Genomic DNA, 13,488 nt, shown 5'->3' on the forward strand with positions numbered 1-13,488 from the left:
GGGCCGGCCGGCGTCGCCGGTGAGCAGAATCAGTCATGACCGCGACCGTAGCCACCGCATGCCGGGCCTCAGTCCCGAGAGCGAGTGAGGCGCCTCCCCACGCGGGGAGCAGGAGAGCCCTCTCGGGCGAGCCGATGCCCGCCACGGTGCGACCACCCGCTCGACAAGCTCGCCGTGCGACACGAAGGCACGCCCTGGGTCGTCATGATCAACGATTGTCCATGGATTCACTTTTCGAATTCGGGGAGACCCGCATCGCCGAGCCCGAGTCCGTCAAGCCGTCCCTGCAGTCGGCACTGGTCGCTCTCGGCTATGCCTTCGGCCACGCCGAGGAGAATCTGACGGCCCGGCCCCCGACATCCTTCGAGTACGACACCCTGGAGCTCGAACCGGGGGAGTGGGTCGTGCAGGTTCTGCGGGCCGGCTACTCCAGCGAGGACACGCCCGTCCACGTCCTGGAAACGATCTGCGCCGCGACCAGGCACATCTTCCCGATCGGCCAGGTCTCCGGATACGACGAGTTCTGAACGGTTCCCCGGCCGGTCGGGGTCATGGCATCCGGCTTTCTCCTGCTCGAGCAGATCTTCGCCGTCCGGGCCGACCGGTCCGCTACGGTCGCGGCCCATGAGGATCCTCATCGTGGGCGGCAGCGGCTTCCTCGGCGGCGAACTCGTGCGGCAGTCCGCAGCGGACGGCCATGCCGTGGCCGCGACCTATCTGACCCGGCCGGGAACGGCGGCGGGAGCCGACTGGCTGCCGCTCGACGTCCGCGACCGTACGGCCGTGGCCGAGCTGGTCGGCGCGTTCGGCCCCGACGTCGTCGTCAACGCGGCCTACCGTCAACCGGACTGGGTGACGACGGCCGTGGGCGCCGCCCACGTGGCCGTCGCGACCTCCGGGAACGGCGGACGCCTGGTGCACGTGTCCAGCGACGCCGTCTTCTCAGGTGAGGCGATCACCTATGCCGAGGACCGCGTCCCCGATCCGGTCTCGCCGTACGGCGCGGCGAAGGCGGCCGCGGAGACGGCTGTTCAGGCGATCGATCCTGCGGCGGTGATCGCGCGGACGTCTCTGATCATCGGTGACGGCGGCTCTCCGCATGAGGGCCTGGTGCACTCGCTGGCCGCGGACGGCATGCCCGGAGTGTTGTTCACCGACGACGTGCGCTGCCCGGTGCATGTCCGCGACCTGGCGGCGGCCCTGCTGGAGCTCGCGGACTCCGGCCGCGCGGGGATCCACCACGTGGCCGGGGCGGACGCGATGAGCCGGTACGAGCTCGGATGCCTCATCGCGCAGCGCGACGGACTGGACCCGGCCCGGCTGCCGTCCGGCCGGCGTGCCGACACCGGCGTGCCCGGGCCGCTCGACGTGCGGTTGGACTGCGGCCTGACACAGCGGCATCTGAGGACCAGGCTGCGCGGTGCGCGGGAGTTCGTGAAATAGCCCGGCGGCGGCCGTCACCGCCTCCACCGGTCGGTGGCTGTACGGCGCGTCGGCTCCCGTCTACCACCGCCCGTGAATTCCGGGACGAACCTCCTTGGCCGACTGAGAACGCTCCGTCGTCTCCACCGTGATCGAGTCCAGGTATTCCGCCAGGTCGCCCTCGACGGGGACGGTCACGATCTCCGGCGTCTCGTAGGAGCGCACGGCCTTCACCGGCGAGACGAGGTCGTCCAGCCGGTCCCTGCCGGTCTTCATGGTGCGGATCATCACCGGGTAGACGATCAGGCGGTGGCCGTACGGTAACGTCGCGGAAAAAGGGGCGGACCGAGGAGAGTGCGGATGAGCCGGTCGGTACGGGTTGTCTGGGACGACGCGCTCATCTCTTATGACTTCGGGCCGGGGCACCCGCTCGCGCCTGTCCGGGTGGAGCTGACCATGGCGCTCGCCCGGGAGCTGGGCGTGCTCGACGCGGTCGAGACGGCCGGCTGCGCGCCCGCCACCGACGACGAGCTGGCGCTGGTCCACAGGCGCGACTACATCGAGGCGGTCAGGCGGGTCTCCGCGACCGGGCGGCCCGACCGGGCCGCCGGGCTCGGCACCGAGGACAACCCCGCCTTCGCCGGAGTGCACGAGGCCTCGGCGCTCATCGCCGGGGCCACCCTGGCCGCCGCCCGCGCGGTGTGGACGGGCGAGGCCGAGCACGCGGCGAACGTCGCGGGAGGGCTCCACCACGCCATGGCGAACACCGCCAGCGGCTTCTGCGTCTACAACGACCCGGCGGTGGCCATCGCGTGGATGCTGGAGCAGGGCGCCACCCGGATCGCCTACGTGGACGTGGACGTGCACCACGGGGACGGCGTGCAGGCGCTGTTCTACGACGACCCCAGGGTGCTGACCATCAGCCTCCACGAGAGCCCGCGCACCCTCTTCCCGGGCACCGGGTTCCCCGAGGAGGTCGGCGCGGAGGGCACGGCGGCCAATGTGGCCCTGCCCGCCGGTTGCGGCGACAGCGGCTGGCTGAGGGCCTTCCACGCGGTGGTGCCGCCGCTGCTGCGGGAGTTCGCCCCGGAGGTCCTGGTGACCCAGCACGGGTGCGACAGCCACGCGCTCGATCCGCTGGCCAACCTGATGCTCAGCCTGGACGGCCAGCGGACCGCCTACGCCGCGCTGCACGAGCTCGCCCACGAGACCGCGGGCGGGCGGTGGATCGCGACCGGCGGCGGCGGGTACGAGCTGGTGCAGGTGGTGCCGCGGGCCTGGACCCACCTGCTCGCCGAGGTCGCCGGGCGCCCGCTCGACCCGGCCACCGCCACCCCGCAGGAGTGGCGGAGGTTCGTCAGGGAGCGGACCGGCCAGACGCCGCCTCTGACGATGACGGACGGCAGAAAGCCGGAATTTCAGGACTTCGCCGGCGGTTATGATCCAGCGGACCCCATCGACCGGGCCATCCTGGCGACCAGGAAGGCCGTGTTCCCCTTCCACGGACTGGATCCGCTGCCATGACCGCGCCGACTCCCGCGACTCCGCCGACGCCGGCCGTCCCGGCCCCGCTGTCCCGCGACGCGCTCCGCGATCACCTGATCCGCACCCGGATCGCCGGCGACGTGGCGACGAGCAGGGAGAACAACCTCGACCACTACCGGTCGCTGGCCAACCGGGACCCGCACCACCTGTTCGGGCTGACCCTGGAGCGGGACTGGCCCTACCGGGACGTGCTGGCCCTGATGGCCAAGTCCGCCGGGGTGGTCGCCGACCCCGGGCACCGCGCGGGCCAGGACACCATCGACCCGGAGCGCACGATCGAGGCGACCGAGGCGATGGGCGACGTGATCGCCGGGGTGCTCCGCACCGGGAGCCCGAAGATCCTCCTGGCCACCGGGCACCCCACCGGGCTGCTCGTCGTCCACCTGGCGCTGGCGAGGCTGGCGCGCGAGCGGGGGGCGGTCCTGATGGGTCCCGCCGAGGACTGGTCCTACTGGGGCTCCGGGTTCGGCCGCAGACGCAAGATCCGCTATCTCGACGACGTCGCCATGCTGGACGACAAGGGCGCCTTCGTGCACACCCACGACCCGGCCCCGATGCAGGCCATGATCGCCGAGATGGGCGACGACCGCCCCGACCTCGTGATCGCCGACCACGGCTGGGCGGGGGCGGCCGGTGAGGCCGGGATCCTCACCGTGGGATTCGCCGACAGCAACGACCCCGCCCTGTTCGTCGGGGAGGCCGAAGGCAAGATCGCGGTGACCGTGCCGCTCGACGACAACGTGTTGCCGAGGGATTACGCTCCGCTGACCCGGCACCTCGTCGAGAGGGTCCTGAGCGGCCTCTGAGACAGGGGTGGCGCCAATCTGGCTGTCCCTATACGTCCTTTTCGCGCCTGCATTCCCCGCCGCCCGCCAACCGTTTGCCAACTTTTTGACGATTGTGGGCGACTCTAATGAGAGACAGTTGGTCCGTTCCAAGATCGGTGCGAGGGTGGCGGACCAGCCGCTGGCCAGCAAGTTTCTTCGTTTTGCTGACATGGGACTACGGAGACTGAGAAAATAGGGGGTTTGCGCGCTCGGAGTCCCGCCTTACGCTGACGTCAGTAGACGTGCGTGAGCGATGGCACCAGTGGGGATAACCCGGAAACACGTGCGGAAGAGGCGTCCGATGGGTGCAGGCGAAAGACCTCTCAGCGAGGTGAAGTTCCTGACGGTGGCAGAAGTGGCCACGGTCATGAGGGTGTCCAAGATGACGGTGTACCGGCTCGTGCACTCGGGCGAGTTGCCGGCCATCCGGGTCGGCCGGTCCTTCAGAGTGCCGGAGCAGGCGGTCCACGACTATCTCAGGGACGCCTACATCGAGGCGGGTTGAAGCGATCCATGAGCCCGGCCCCTCCGGCTGGCGGCGGGCTCACGCTTCACTGGGGTAGCGGCGTGCCGGTCACGTCGTGAGTTCGAGTGCCGGGGCTCCCGGCCCCCGCCTCCGTGACGAGGCGAGAAGACCCGAGGGGCGGGGCCGGGGGCGATCCACAGCGGATCGCCGGTAGTCTGTTGAACCGGTGTGCTACGCGCGCCGGTTCGGCAATCTCCGCTACCAGCTACCTGGGGGTCCCGTGGGCTCTGTGATCAAGAAGCGCCGCAAGCGCATGGCGAAGAAGAAGCACCGCAAGCTTCTCAAGAAGACCCGTATTCAGCGGCGTAACAAGAAGTAGCAACGCGGATCTGCGAGGCGTCGATGACCCATACCGTGCTTGTCACCGGGGTCTCGCGCCACATCGGCGCCCGAGTGGCGAGCGTTCTCGCGGCCGACCCGGATGTCGACCGGGTCATCGGAGTGGACACGGTGCCGCCGCCTTCGCTCTCACGTGATGGCGGCGTACCTCTCGGCCGGACGGAGTTCGTCCGCGTCGATCTGCGCAGTCCCGACATCGCCCAGGTGATCGCGGCCGCCGACGTCGACACCGTCGTTCACATGAGTCTGGTGAGCGCTCCCCCGCGGAGCGGCGGCCGGGCGCTCATGAAGGAACACAACGTCATCGGCACCATGCAACTGCTCGGTGCCTGTCAGCGGTCCGCGACGATCCGCCGTGTCGTCGTGCGCTCCACCACCGCGGTGTACGGCTCCTCGCCGCGCGACCCGGCCGTCTTCACCGAGGACGCCGAGCCCGGCGAGTCTCCCAGCCACGGCTACGCCAAGGACGCCTCGGAGGTGGAGGGCTACGTCCGCGGCTTCGCCAGGCGGCGCCGGGACGTCGGCGTCTCGACCCTGAGGTTCGCCAACTTCATGGGGCCGGGCGTCGACTCGCCGCTGACCCGCTACTTCTCCCAGCCGGTGCTGCCGAGGGTGCTCGGCTTCGATCCGCGGCTGCAGTTCGTCCACGAGGACGACGCGGTCGAGGTGCTGCGCCGGATGGCGATGGAGGACCACCCCGGCACGTTCAACGTGGCCGGGGACGGCGTGCTGCTCCTGTCGCAGTGCGTACGGCGGGCCGGCCTGCTCTCGCTGCCGCTCCCGGCCCCGGCCTTCGGCCTCCTCGGCGACCTCGCCCGCGGGGCGGGGATGGTGGACTTCTCCCCCGAGCAGCTCCGCCTGATGTGCCACGGCCGCGCCGTGGACACCACCCGGCTGGTCGCCGCCCTGGGCTGGAAGCCCAAGTTCTCCACGGGCGCAGCCTTCGAGGACTTCCTCCGCTCCCGCGGCCTGGCCGGAGGGCTCCCCGGCGCCGTGCTGGACATGCTCTCCCATATGGTGGCGAGGTGAGCGAGATGGCGGGCGCCGGTGAGGGGTCCTACGAGGCCCGGGTGATCCCCATCGACCGGGCCCGCTCCCCGTACGACCCGCCCGGCGCGGAGGAGGACGCGGACCACCGCCTCGCCGAGTTGCTGGCGTTCCTGCGCCGCCGCCTCACCGGGGAGTACGAGGTCGACGAGTTCGGCTTCGACGCCGAGCTCACCGACAAGGTGCTCCTGGAGCTCATCCGCCCGATCTACCGGCACTGGTTTCGCGTCGAGACCGTCGGCGTCGGGAACGTGCCGGGCGACTCCGGCGCCCTGGTCGTCGCCAACCACTCGGGCACGGTCCCGGTGGACGCGCTCATGCTCCAGGTGGCCCTGCACGACGAGCACCCCGACCGCCGCGCGCTGCGCCTGCTCGGCGCGGACCTGGTCTACCAGCTTCCGCTCCTGGGCCACCTGTCCCGCAAGACGGGCCACACCCTGGCCTGCCGGGAGGACGCCGACCGGCTCCTGCGCAAGGGCGAGCTCGTCGGGGTCTTCCCCGAGGGGTTCAAGGGCGTGGGCAAGCCCTTCTCGGAGCGGTACCGGCTCCAGCGGTTCGGCCGCGGAGGGTTCGTCGCCTCGGCGATCCGGGCCGGAGTCCCGATCGTTCCCTGCGCGATCGTCGGCGCCGAGGAGATCTATCCCAAGATCGGCGACCTGCGCTTCCTCGCCCGGGCCCTCGGCCTGCCGTACCTGCCGATCACCCCGCTGTTCCCCTGGTTCGGCCCGCTCGGGCTGGTCCCGCTCCCGTCCAAGTGGCTGATCGGCTTCGGCGAGCCCATCCGCACCGACGAGTACGACCCGGCCGACGCCGACGACCCGATGCTGGTCTTCAACCTCACCGACCAGGTCCGCGAGGTCATCCAGCAGCAGCTGAACGAGCTGCGCCTGCGGCGGGGGCACGCCTTCCCCCCGTTCTTCTGAGCGCCCCGCCCTGACCCCCGCCGGCGCCCGGCCCTTCCTGTCGGTCCCGGCCCCTGTCTCTCCTGCCGGTCCCGGCCCCGCCCGTGCCTCCCGAACGGCAGTCCCGCGCGGTCCGAGTCTTCCCCGGGCGAGTTTTATTAGTCACAGCGTCTAACAACGAGTGCTTTCGGCCGGTATGGTGTGGTCAGCACTGGGCTTCCGAGCATGGGGAGTGGTCATGGGCGCACGCCGTACCGCGACGAGGGCCGCGATCGCCGGGCTGGCGGTCGGGGTGGTGCTGGGCACCGCCCGGCGGCGGAGGGCCCGGGGGCGGGACGGATCGGTGCTCGGCGGGCACCGCGGCCGGGCGGTCACCGTCACCACCGACGACGGCGTCCATCTCGCGGTGGACGTCGAGGAGGCCGAGTCGCCGGAGTTCGCCGTGGTCTTCGCGCACGGCTGGGTGATGAACCGGCACTGCTGGCACTTCCAGCGGGAGGCGCTCAAGGGCAGGGCGACCCTGGTCTTCTACGACCAGCGCGGGCACGGCGGCTCGTCGGCCGGGGCGTTCGACGCCTGCACCGTCGACCGGCTCGGCGACGACCTCGCCGCGGTGATCGAGCAGGCCGTGCCGGAAGGGCTCCCGGTGGTCCTGGTCGGGCACTCGATGGGCGGCATGACGATCATGGCCTTCGCCGGGCGGCATCCCGAGGCCATGGCCGCCCGGGTGGCGGGCGTGGCGCTGCTCAGCACGTCCTCGGGCGGGCTGCGCGACAGCCGGTTCGGGCTGTGGGGGCCGATCGGGCGGCTCGCGCCGGTCGTCACCCCGGTCGTGTTCGACCGCATGCTCGCCCGTGCCTCGCTGATCGACCGGAACACCGCGGTCAGGACGCGCACCAACCTGCCGGTGACCCGCTACGTCGCCTTCGGCCCCGGCGCCCGCCGCGAGCACGTGCGGTTCGTCAACGACATGGCCGTGGCCACGCCCACCGAGGTGATGGTCGGCTTCTTCAACGACTTCCTCGTCCACGACAAGTCCACGGCGCTGGCCGCGCTCGGCTCGGTGGAGACCCTGGTCATGGTCGGCTCACGCGACCGTATGACGCCGCGGGCGCACAGCGACCGCATCGCCGCCGCCGTGCCGGGAGCCCGCCTCCGGGTCGTTCCCGGCGCCGGCCACATGATCGGCCTGGAACGTCCCGAGGCCGTCAACCGGGCGCTGTGCGACCTGTTCGACCGGGCGCTGCCGAAGCACGCCCCGGCGGAGTAGGCGCCGTCCGGCGGGGCCCGTCGCCGGGTCAGGGCGAGCGGTAGTGGCGGCGCAGGGCGATGGCGGCGGCCACGCCGCCCGCCACGGCCCCGGCCCCGGCGGCGATCGGGAGGCCGATCATCGTGGCCTTCCGGCCGGTCCGGAAGTCCTTGATCTCCCACTTGCTGTCCCTGGCGTGGTCCCGCAGCTCCGCGTCGGGGTTGATCGCGGTGGGGTGGCCGACGAGGGAGAGCAGCGGCAGGTCGTTGGCCGAGTCGCTGTAGGCCGAGCAGCGGGTCAGGTCGAGCCCCTCCCTGCGGGCCAGCGCCCGTACGGCCTCCGCCTTGGCCGGCCCGTGCAGCAGGTCGCCGACCAGGCGGCCGGTGTAGACACCGTCCACGGTCTCGGAGACGGTGCCGAGGGCGCCGGTGAGGCCGAGCCGCTGGGCGATCACGCGGGCGAGCTCGACCGGGGTCGCGGTGACCAGCCAGACGCGCTGGCCGGCGTCCAGGTGGCTCTGGGCGAGGGCACGGGTCCCGGCCCAGATGCGGTCGGCCATGGCCTCGTCGTAGATCTCCTCGCCGAGGCGGACGATGTCCTCCACCTTGCTGCCCGCCACGAACGCCAGCGCGGTCTCCCTCGCCTCGGCGATGTGCTCGGGGTTCTCGTCACCGCGGACGCGGAAGACCGCCTGGCCGAGCGCGAACCTGACCAGGTCCTTGGTGGTGAACAGGCCCCGGGAGGCCAGGCCGCGGGCGAAGTGGTAGATCGAGGCGCCGCGCATCATGGTGTTGTCGACGTCGAAGAAGGCGGCGGCGGTCGGATCGGGTTCGGCCATCGGCATGGCGATGGCCGCCGCGGCCGCCACCTCTCCGGCCGCCTGTGCCTCACTCCGTCGTCGTATCAGCCGCTTCATAACAAATCAGCTTAACTGGCACAGGCCGGTGGAATCGGTATACACCACGTTAGCGAGGTGTGACGTTTCGCTTATTCCTCACTCGGGCGGCGCCAGGCCCTCGATGTAGTTGAGGTACCCGTTGGCCCTGCGCTGCGCGTCCTCGTCCATCTTGGGGAGCATGCCCTCGATCTGGTCGCGCTGCTTCTGGACGAAGCGCTTGAGACTGCTCGTGACCTTCGCGTCGTCGCGCCGTACCCGGGTGAGCGCGGTGACGGCGGACCGGGTGGTGTCCTCCATCTCCTTGAGGGTCTCGCCGACCAGCCGGCTGTCGGAGCGGGTGGCGGAGCCGAGCAGTTCCTCGACCTCGTCGGCCCGGGTGGAGGCGGAACTGAGCTCGCGGTCGGCCCGCTCGGCGTCGTCGGCGCTCAGCCTGAGCATGGTGTTCTCGGCGGCGCGCTTGAGCGGGTAGAGCGTGTCGCCCGGGACGGACCTGTAGGTGGCCAGGCCCGCGGCGACCATGGCGGTGGCCAGTCCCAGGCTCAGCAGCCGCGGGAGGAGCGACGGCAACCGCAGGCGTGCCCCGCGCGGCCGGACCCGCTCGGCCGGGGATCCGGCGGCGGGCCCGGTCCGGGCGGGAGCGGCCTCCTCGCGAGGCGCGTTCATGAGGCGTTCCCGCAGCTCGGCCCGGAACTCCGGCCGGGGGGCGGTGCCGGGTATGCGGGCGCCGAGCCGCGACACGCGGCGCTGGACGCGTGCCCGCGACCTCCGCGAGATTCCGGGCAGCCACTTACCCATCAGCACTCCCTGCCGCCCCAGGATGATGATCCGCCGGTGCTACCTGCCTAACGACGGCTCGCCGTCCGAGGTTACGAGGCACGTCACCGCCGGCATGCCGTCGCCGGCACGTCACAGCCGCTGCATCCCACGATGTCCTGTCACGTCCCTCATGTCCTCGCCTCCTCGTGATCCTCCCGCCGCATCCGCGCCATGTCGCGACCGGCCCGGTCAGCCGAGATCCGGGGGGAGCGCGCGGGCGAGCGCCCGGATGGCGCGGAACTGCAGGGCCTTGATGGCGCCGCTCTTCTTCCCCATGATGAGCGCGGTCTCGGCCAGGGACATGCCGTGCAGGAACCGCAGGACCACGCACTCCTGCTGCTCGGGACGGAGGGAGCGGACGGCGCTGAGCACCCGGTGGTTGACCATCGCGGCGACGACGGCGTTCTCCGGGATGTGCGGGCCGTCGAGCGGGGTCTCGAACACCTCGGCGGTCGAGATCTCCAGCCGGTGGCGGCCGGACTTGAAGTGATCGGTGACGAGGTTCCTGGCGATGGTCACGAGCCAGGCCCCGAAGTCACGTCCTTGCCAAGTGAAGTCGGCGATTCGGCGAAGCGCGCGGAGGAAGGTCTCGCTCGTGAGATCCTCGGCGAGCGGGTGGGATCCGACCCGGAGAAGAATGTAGCGGTAGACCAGGTCGAGATACCGGTCGTAGAGCGTGCCGAACGCCTCTGTGTCTCCTGTCTTGGCGCGGAGGACGAGGGTGCGCAGTTCCTCCGAGGCGTCCTCGTGCACGAGGAGGTCGTTGCCGCGGGCGGGCTGGGTCACCCCGGCGGCGGTGGGGAGCGGCCCGGCGAACGGCCACGTGTCTGGCATCCGGTGTCCCTGGGGAGAAGGGTGCGGCGTGCCCGCCCACTCTAGAAATCATCGCGAAATTCCACAATCCACTTGGCGCTGTCGTGACTGCGGGTAGTCGGCGTATACCGTGTGACGCCGGATGTGTCCGGGATCGGTCCACGGGGGCGTGATCACCGGTCCGGCTACCGGTCGAGGGGCAATGTCCGGCAGCATTGGAGACACCATGGAAGTCCTCGTCGCCGTTATCGCGTCCGTCGGAGCCCTGCTCGCCGCCATCGCCACGGTCGCTCTGCTCAGCAGGCTCCGCAGCGAGCCGAAAGGCTGGCTGGCAGCCTGGAGCGCCGCCACCGCGGCGCTGTGCGTGTCACTCGGCGTAGTCGCCGCGGGCCACCTGATCGGGTTCGGAGCGGGCACGTTCCGCGTCTACCAGCTGGCGGGGTCGTTGCTGGCGCCCCTGTGGCTGGCGGCCGGAGTGATGCAGCTGCTGGCGCGCAGGCCCGCCGCCCGGCTGGCCTCCTGGCTGCTGGCGGGCGCGTTCACCGTCATCGCCCTGGTGATCATCCTGCTCGACCCGATCCGGCAGGAGGGGAAGTTCGGCAAGACCCTCCCGGCCGCCGGTCAGCACTGGAGCTGGCCGCCGTCCTACCTGCTCCTGGCCGTCCACGTGATCGCCGCGGTGATCCTGCTGGCCGGTCTCGCGCTGGCCGTCATGCGCTGGCGGGGAGGTGACGAGTACGACACCGACAACATGCACGCGCTCCTGGTCCTCGGCCCCACGGGCCTCGCCCTGGTCGGAGCCGTCAGCTTCCCGGTGGCGGGGATGTTCACGGTGCTGCTGCTCCTCGTCACCGCCGCCGCCGTCTGGTACGTCGTGCTCCGCCCCCTCGCGCCCTACGAGGACGAAGACGAGGACGACTTCGACGACGACTGGGACGACCAGCGCCCGAGCCGGCGTCCGATGCCCGATCCCGCCAACGACGTCCGGGTCGCGGGCCGCCGCGCGCCGTCCGAACCCCCGCCGCCCCTGGTCCCCGAGCAGTCCGCCCGCCGCTCCGGTCTCGGCGACCTCGTCGCGGAGTACCGTGCGGGAGAGCAGAACGTCGACTACGCGGCGCGCATGCAGGGGGACCCGTCCTCCGACGACCCGTTCGGCGGCCCCGCCACCGGCACCTTCATGGCCGGCGAGTACGGCATGCCGTCCGCGGGGCACCCCTTCGGCGGCGACGACCGCGACCGGAACCTCCCGATGACCGGGCAGTTCGGCATGCCCCCCGCCGACCCGTCCCTCGGCGGCCCGGTGACCGGCGAGTTCGGCGTCCCCGGCCTCTCCTCCGGCGAGCCCGGCAGGCCCGAGCAGGGCCCCGGCGCCCAGTCCGCGCCCAGCCTCCGCCCGATGCCCGCGGAGCAGGCGTTCGGCGTCCCGCCCGCCCACGCGCCCACCCCGGCGTATCCGGGGCCGGTCGCCGAGCGGCCCGGTGGCGCGGGCGGCTCCAGCAGGCCGTCGCCGAGCATCTTCGGCCTGCTGACCGTGTTCACCCTGATCGACGGGACCGGCGAGATGTTCGACCGGCTGGCCGAGGAGACGGTCGAGGCCGTCCGCCGGGGCGAGCCCGACACCCTGATCTACACCTGCCACTCGGTGAAGTCCGCCCCGCTCCAGCGCATCGTCTACGAGATCTACCGGGACGAGGTCGCCTACGCCGACCACCAGCGCCAGGCCCACGTGGAGCGGTTCGTCGCCGAGCGGCAGAACATGGTGCTCGCCACCAACGTCATCGAGCTCAACGTGAACGCGGCGAAGGTGCTCCCGCTGCCGACGGCGTTCAGGATCTGACGCCGGCCGCGCCCGGCGCCCGGGCCACCGGGACCGGGCGCGGTCAGGCGCCGAGGGCGGCGCGCAGGCGGTTCTCGTCGACGCGCCAGAAGTCGTGCTGCACGCCGTCGACGAATGTGACCGGAATCATCTCCCAGTACTTCTCCCGGTCCTCCTCGGAGGCGGTGATGTCGCGTTCCTCCCAGGGGACGCCCAGCTCGGCGGCGACCCGCCCGATCACGGCCCGCGCGTCGTCGCACAGGTGACATCCGGGCTTTCCGAGCAAGGTGATGCGGTGGTCCTGCGGTGCCATGCCCGCAACGCTAGCGCCCGCGGCGGCCGTCCGGCGCACCCCGTACGGCCGTGCGCGCGCCCGTGCCGACAGGCTGGTCAGCACCCACTTTGTGCATCGGTTCACAAAGGGACTAACCTGGATGACAGTGGCCTCACCTCGTCATCCGTCGCGTCCGGGCCGCGCCGGTCGCCTGTCCCCCTGGAGTTCCGGCACGTGATCCGCCGTCTGTCCCAAGCCCGCGAACGCGGCATCCCCGAGGCGACCGTCGCCCGGCTGCCGCTCTACCTGCGGGCGTTGAACGGTATGGCCGAGCGGGGCCTGGCGACCGTGAGCTCCGAGGATCTGGCCGTCGCCGCGGGGGTGAACTCGGCCAAGCTCCGCAAGGACCTCTCCCACCTGGGCTCCTACGGCACGCGCGGGGTCGGCTACGACGTCGAGTACCTGATCTACCAGATCTCCCGTGAGCTGGGCCTGACGCAGGACTGGGCCGTGGCCATCGTCGGGGTCGGCAACCTCGGGCGGGCGCTGGCCAACTACGGGGGCTTCGTCTCACGCGGATTCCGCGTCGCCGCGCTTCTCGACGCCGACCCCGAAGTGGTGGGCGACCGCATCGCGGGATTGAATGTGGAGCACATCGACGAACTGGAAACCGTGATAAGGCGACGGGGAGTGTCGATCGTGGTGCTCGCGACGCCGGCCGCGGCGGCCCAGCAGGTGGCCGACCGGGTCGTCGCCGCAGGGATCACCAGCATCTTGAACTTCGCCCCCGTCGTGCTTTCCGTGCCCGAAGGCGTCGATATCCGTAAGGTCGACCTATCGATTGAGCTGCAGATCCTCGCGTTCCACGAGCAACGCAAGACGGATCGGATGACTGGGGGGCCCGCGATGGCCGAGGAATGGCCCGAGGCGGTGGATCTGTGACCTCACACAGAGTGGGAGGGGATCACCGCGACGGCGCGTTCGCGAACGCGGACTCCGCGCCGCCGGGCGAGG

At 71.4% G+C, this 13,488-nt stretch carries 16 protein-coding genes; 11 read left to right on the top strand and 5 right to left on the bottom strand.

Translation table 11 applies throughout. The features are described 5' to 3' along the window. Positions 1-221: 221 nt before the first annotated feature. Together FHS22_RS02070 and FHS22_RS02075 are read left to right on the top strand one after the other, a co-directional pair. The gene (locus tag FHS22_RS02070) at positions 222-527 is read left to right on the top strand and encodes a UTRA domain-containing protein (RefSeq protein ID WP_184937801.1); all 306 of its coding nucleotides are present in this window, start codon (positions 222-224) and stop codon (positions 525-527) included. Between the two features lie 97 nt (positions 528-624). Next, entirely contained in the window at positions 625-1,443 is an 819-nt protein-coding gene (locus FHS22_RS02075) for an SDR family oxidoreductase (protein ID WP_184937803.1), read from the top strand. 60 nt (positions 1,444-1,503) lie between these two features. On the opposite strand, the gene cutA is transcribed toward FHS22_RS02075, so the two are convergent. After that, positions 1,504-1,698 carry a divalent cation tolerance protein CutA gene (gene cutA / locus FHS22_RS02080; RefSeq protein WP_184937805.1) on the bottom strand — a complete coding sequence of 65 codons (195 nt, stop codon included), beginning with the start codon at positions 1,696-1,698 and terminating at the stop codon, positions 1,504-1,506. A gap of 84 nt (positions 1,699-1,782) precedes the next feature. On the opposite strand from cutA, the gene FHS22_RS02085 reads away from it, so the two are divergent. The 7 genes from FHS22_RS02085 to FHS22_RS02115 all read left to right on the top strand — a co-directional run bounded on the left by FHS22_RS02085 (position 1,783) and on the right by FHS22_RS02115 (position 7,878). Then, positions 1,783-2,946 (top strand): acetoin utilization protein AcuC, encoded by a 1,164-nt coding sequence (locus tag FHS22_RS02085; RefSeq protein ID WP_184937807.1) that lies wholly within the window; start codon positions 1,783-1,785, stop codon positions 2,944-2,946. After that, entirely contained in the window at positions 2,943-3,773 is an 831-nt protein-coding gene (locus FHS22_RS02090) for a phosphatase (RefSeq protein ID WP_184937809.1), read from the top strand. The genes FHS22_RS02085 and FHS22_RS02090 overlap by 4 nt, the downstream gene beginning before the upstream one ends. Before the next feature lie 322 nt (positions 3,774-4,095). Continuing rightward, positions 4,096-4,299 (top strand): helix-turn-helix domain-containing protein, encoded by a 204-nt coding sequence (locus tag FHS22_RS02095; protein ID WP_012887307.1) that lies wholly within the window; start codon positions 4,096-4,098, stop codon positions 4,297-4,299. A 241-nt stretch (positions 4,300-4,540) separates the two neighbouring features. Further along, entirely contained in the window at positions 4,541-4,639 is a 99-nt protein-coding gene (locus FHS22_RS02100; protein ID WP_018654693.1) for a 30S ribosomal protein bS22, read from the top strand. 23 nt (positions 4,640-4,662) lie between these two features. Next, the gene (locus FHS22_RS02105) at positions 4,663-5,688 is read left to right on the top strand and encodes an NAD-dependent epimerase/dehydratase family protein (RefSeq protein WP_184937811.1); all 1,026 of its coding nucleotides are present in this window, start codon (positions 4,663-4,665) and stop codon (positions 5,686-5,688) included. Between the two features lie 5 nt (positions 5,689-5,693). After that, the gene (locus tag FHS22_RS02110; RefSeq protein ID WP_184938342.1) at positions 5,694-6,629 is read left to right on the top strand and encodes a lysophospholipid acyltransferase family protein; all 936 of its coding nucleotides are present in this window, start codon (positions 5,694-5,696) and stop codon (positions 6,627-6,629) included. Between the two features lie 217 nt (positions 6,630-6,846). Then, positions 6,847-7,878 (top strand): alpha/beta fold hydrolase, encoded by a 1,032-nt coding sequence (locus tag FHS22_RS02115; RefSeq protein WP_184937813.1) that lies wholly within the window; start codon positions 6,847-6,849, stop codon positions 7,876-7,878. 28 nt (positions 7,879-7,906) lie between these two features. On the opposite strand, the gene FHS22_RS02120 is transcribed toward FHS22_RS02115, so the two are convergent. From FHS22_RS02120 to FHS22_RS02130, 3 genes are all read right to left on the bottom strand, one after another. Continuing rightward, positions 7,907-8,773 (bottom strand): HAD family hydrolase, encoded by an 867-nt coding sequence (locus FHS22_RS02120; RefSeq protein WP_184937815.1) that lies wholly within the window; start codon positions 8,771-8,773, stop codon positions 7,907-7,909. 78 nt (positions 8,774-8,851) lie between these two features. Continuing rightward, entirely contained in the window at positions 8,852-9,550 is a 699-nt protein-coding gene (locus tag FHS22_RS02125) for a DUF5667 domain-containing protein (protein ID WP_184937817.1), read from the bottom strand. A gap of 210 nt (positions 9,551-9,760) precedes the next feature. Continuing rightward, positions 9,761-10,405 carry a sigma-70 family RNA polymerase sigma factor gene (locus FHS22_RS02130; RefSeq protein WP_184937819.1) on the bottom strand — a complete coding sequence of 215 codons (645 nt, stop codon included), beginning with the start codon at positions 10,403-10,405 and terminating at the stop codon, positions 9,761-9,763. A 205-nt stretch (positions 10,406-10,610) separates the two neighbouring features. On the opposite strand from FHS22_RS02130, the gene FHS22_RS02135 reads away from it, so the two are divergent. Beyond that, the gene (locus tag FHS22_RS02135) at positions 10,611-12,221 is read left to right on the top strand and encodes an antibiotic biosynthesis monooxygenase (protein ID WP_184937821.1); all 1,611 of its coding nucleotides are present in this window, start codon (positions 10,611-10,613) and stop codon (positions 12,219-12,221) included. A 43-nt stretch (positions 12,222-12,264) separates the two neighbouring features. Here FHS22_RS02135 and FHS22_RS02140 read toward each other — a convergent pair whose 3' ends face one another. Beyond that, entirely contained in the window at positions 12,265-12,513 is a 249-nt protein-coding gene (locus FHS22_RS02140; protein WP_184937823.1) for a glutaredoxin family protein, read from the bottom strand. A gap of 195 nt (positions 12,514-12,708) precedes the next feature. Here FHS22_RS02140 and FHS22_RS02145 point away from each other — a divergent pair, with 195 nt between their 5' ends. After that, the gene (locus FHS22_RS02145; RefSeq protein ID WP_184937825.1) at positions 12,709-13,416 is read left to right on the top strand and encodes a redox-sensing transcriptional repressor Rex; all 708 of its coding nucleotides are present in this window, start codon (positions 12,709-12,711) and stop codon (positions 13,414-13,416) included. Positions 13,417-13,488: the final 72 nt, after the last annotated feature.

It is taken from the genome of Thiemannella venezuelensis (assembly GCF_014203605.1).
GTDB classification, from domain to species: domain Bacteria; phylum Actinomycetota; class Actinomycetes; order Streptosporangiales; family Streptosporangiaceae; genus Planomonospora_A; species Planomonospora_A venezuelensis.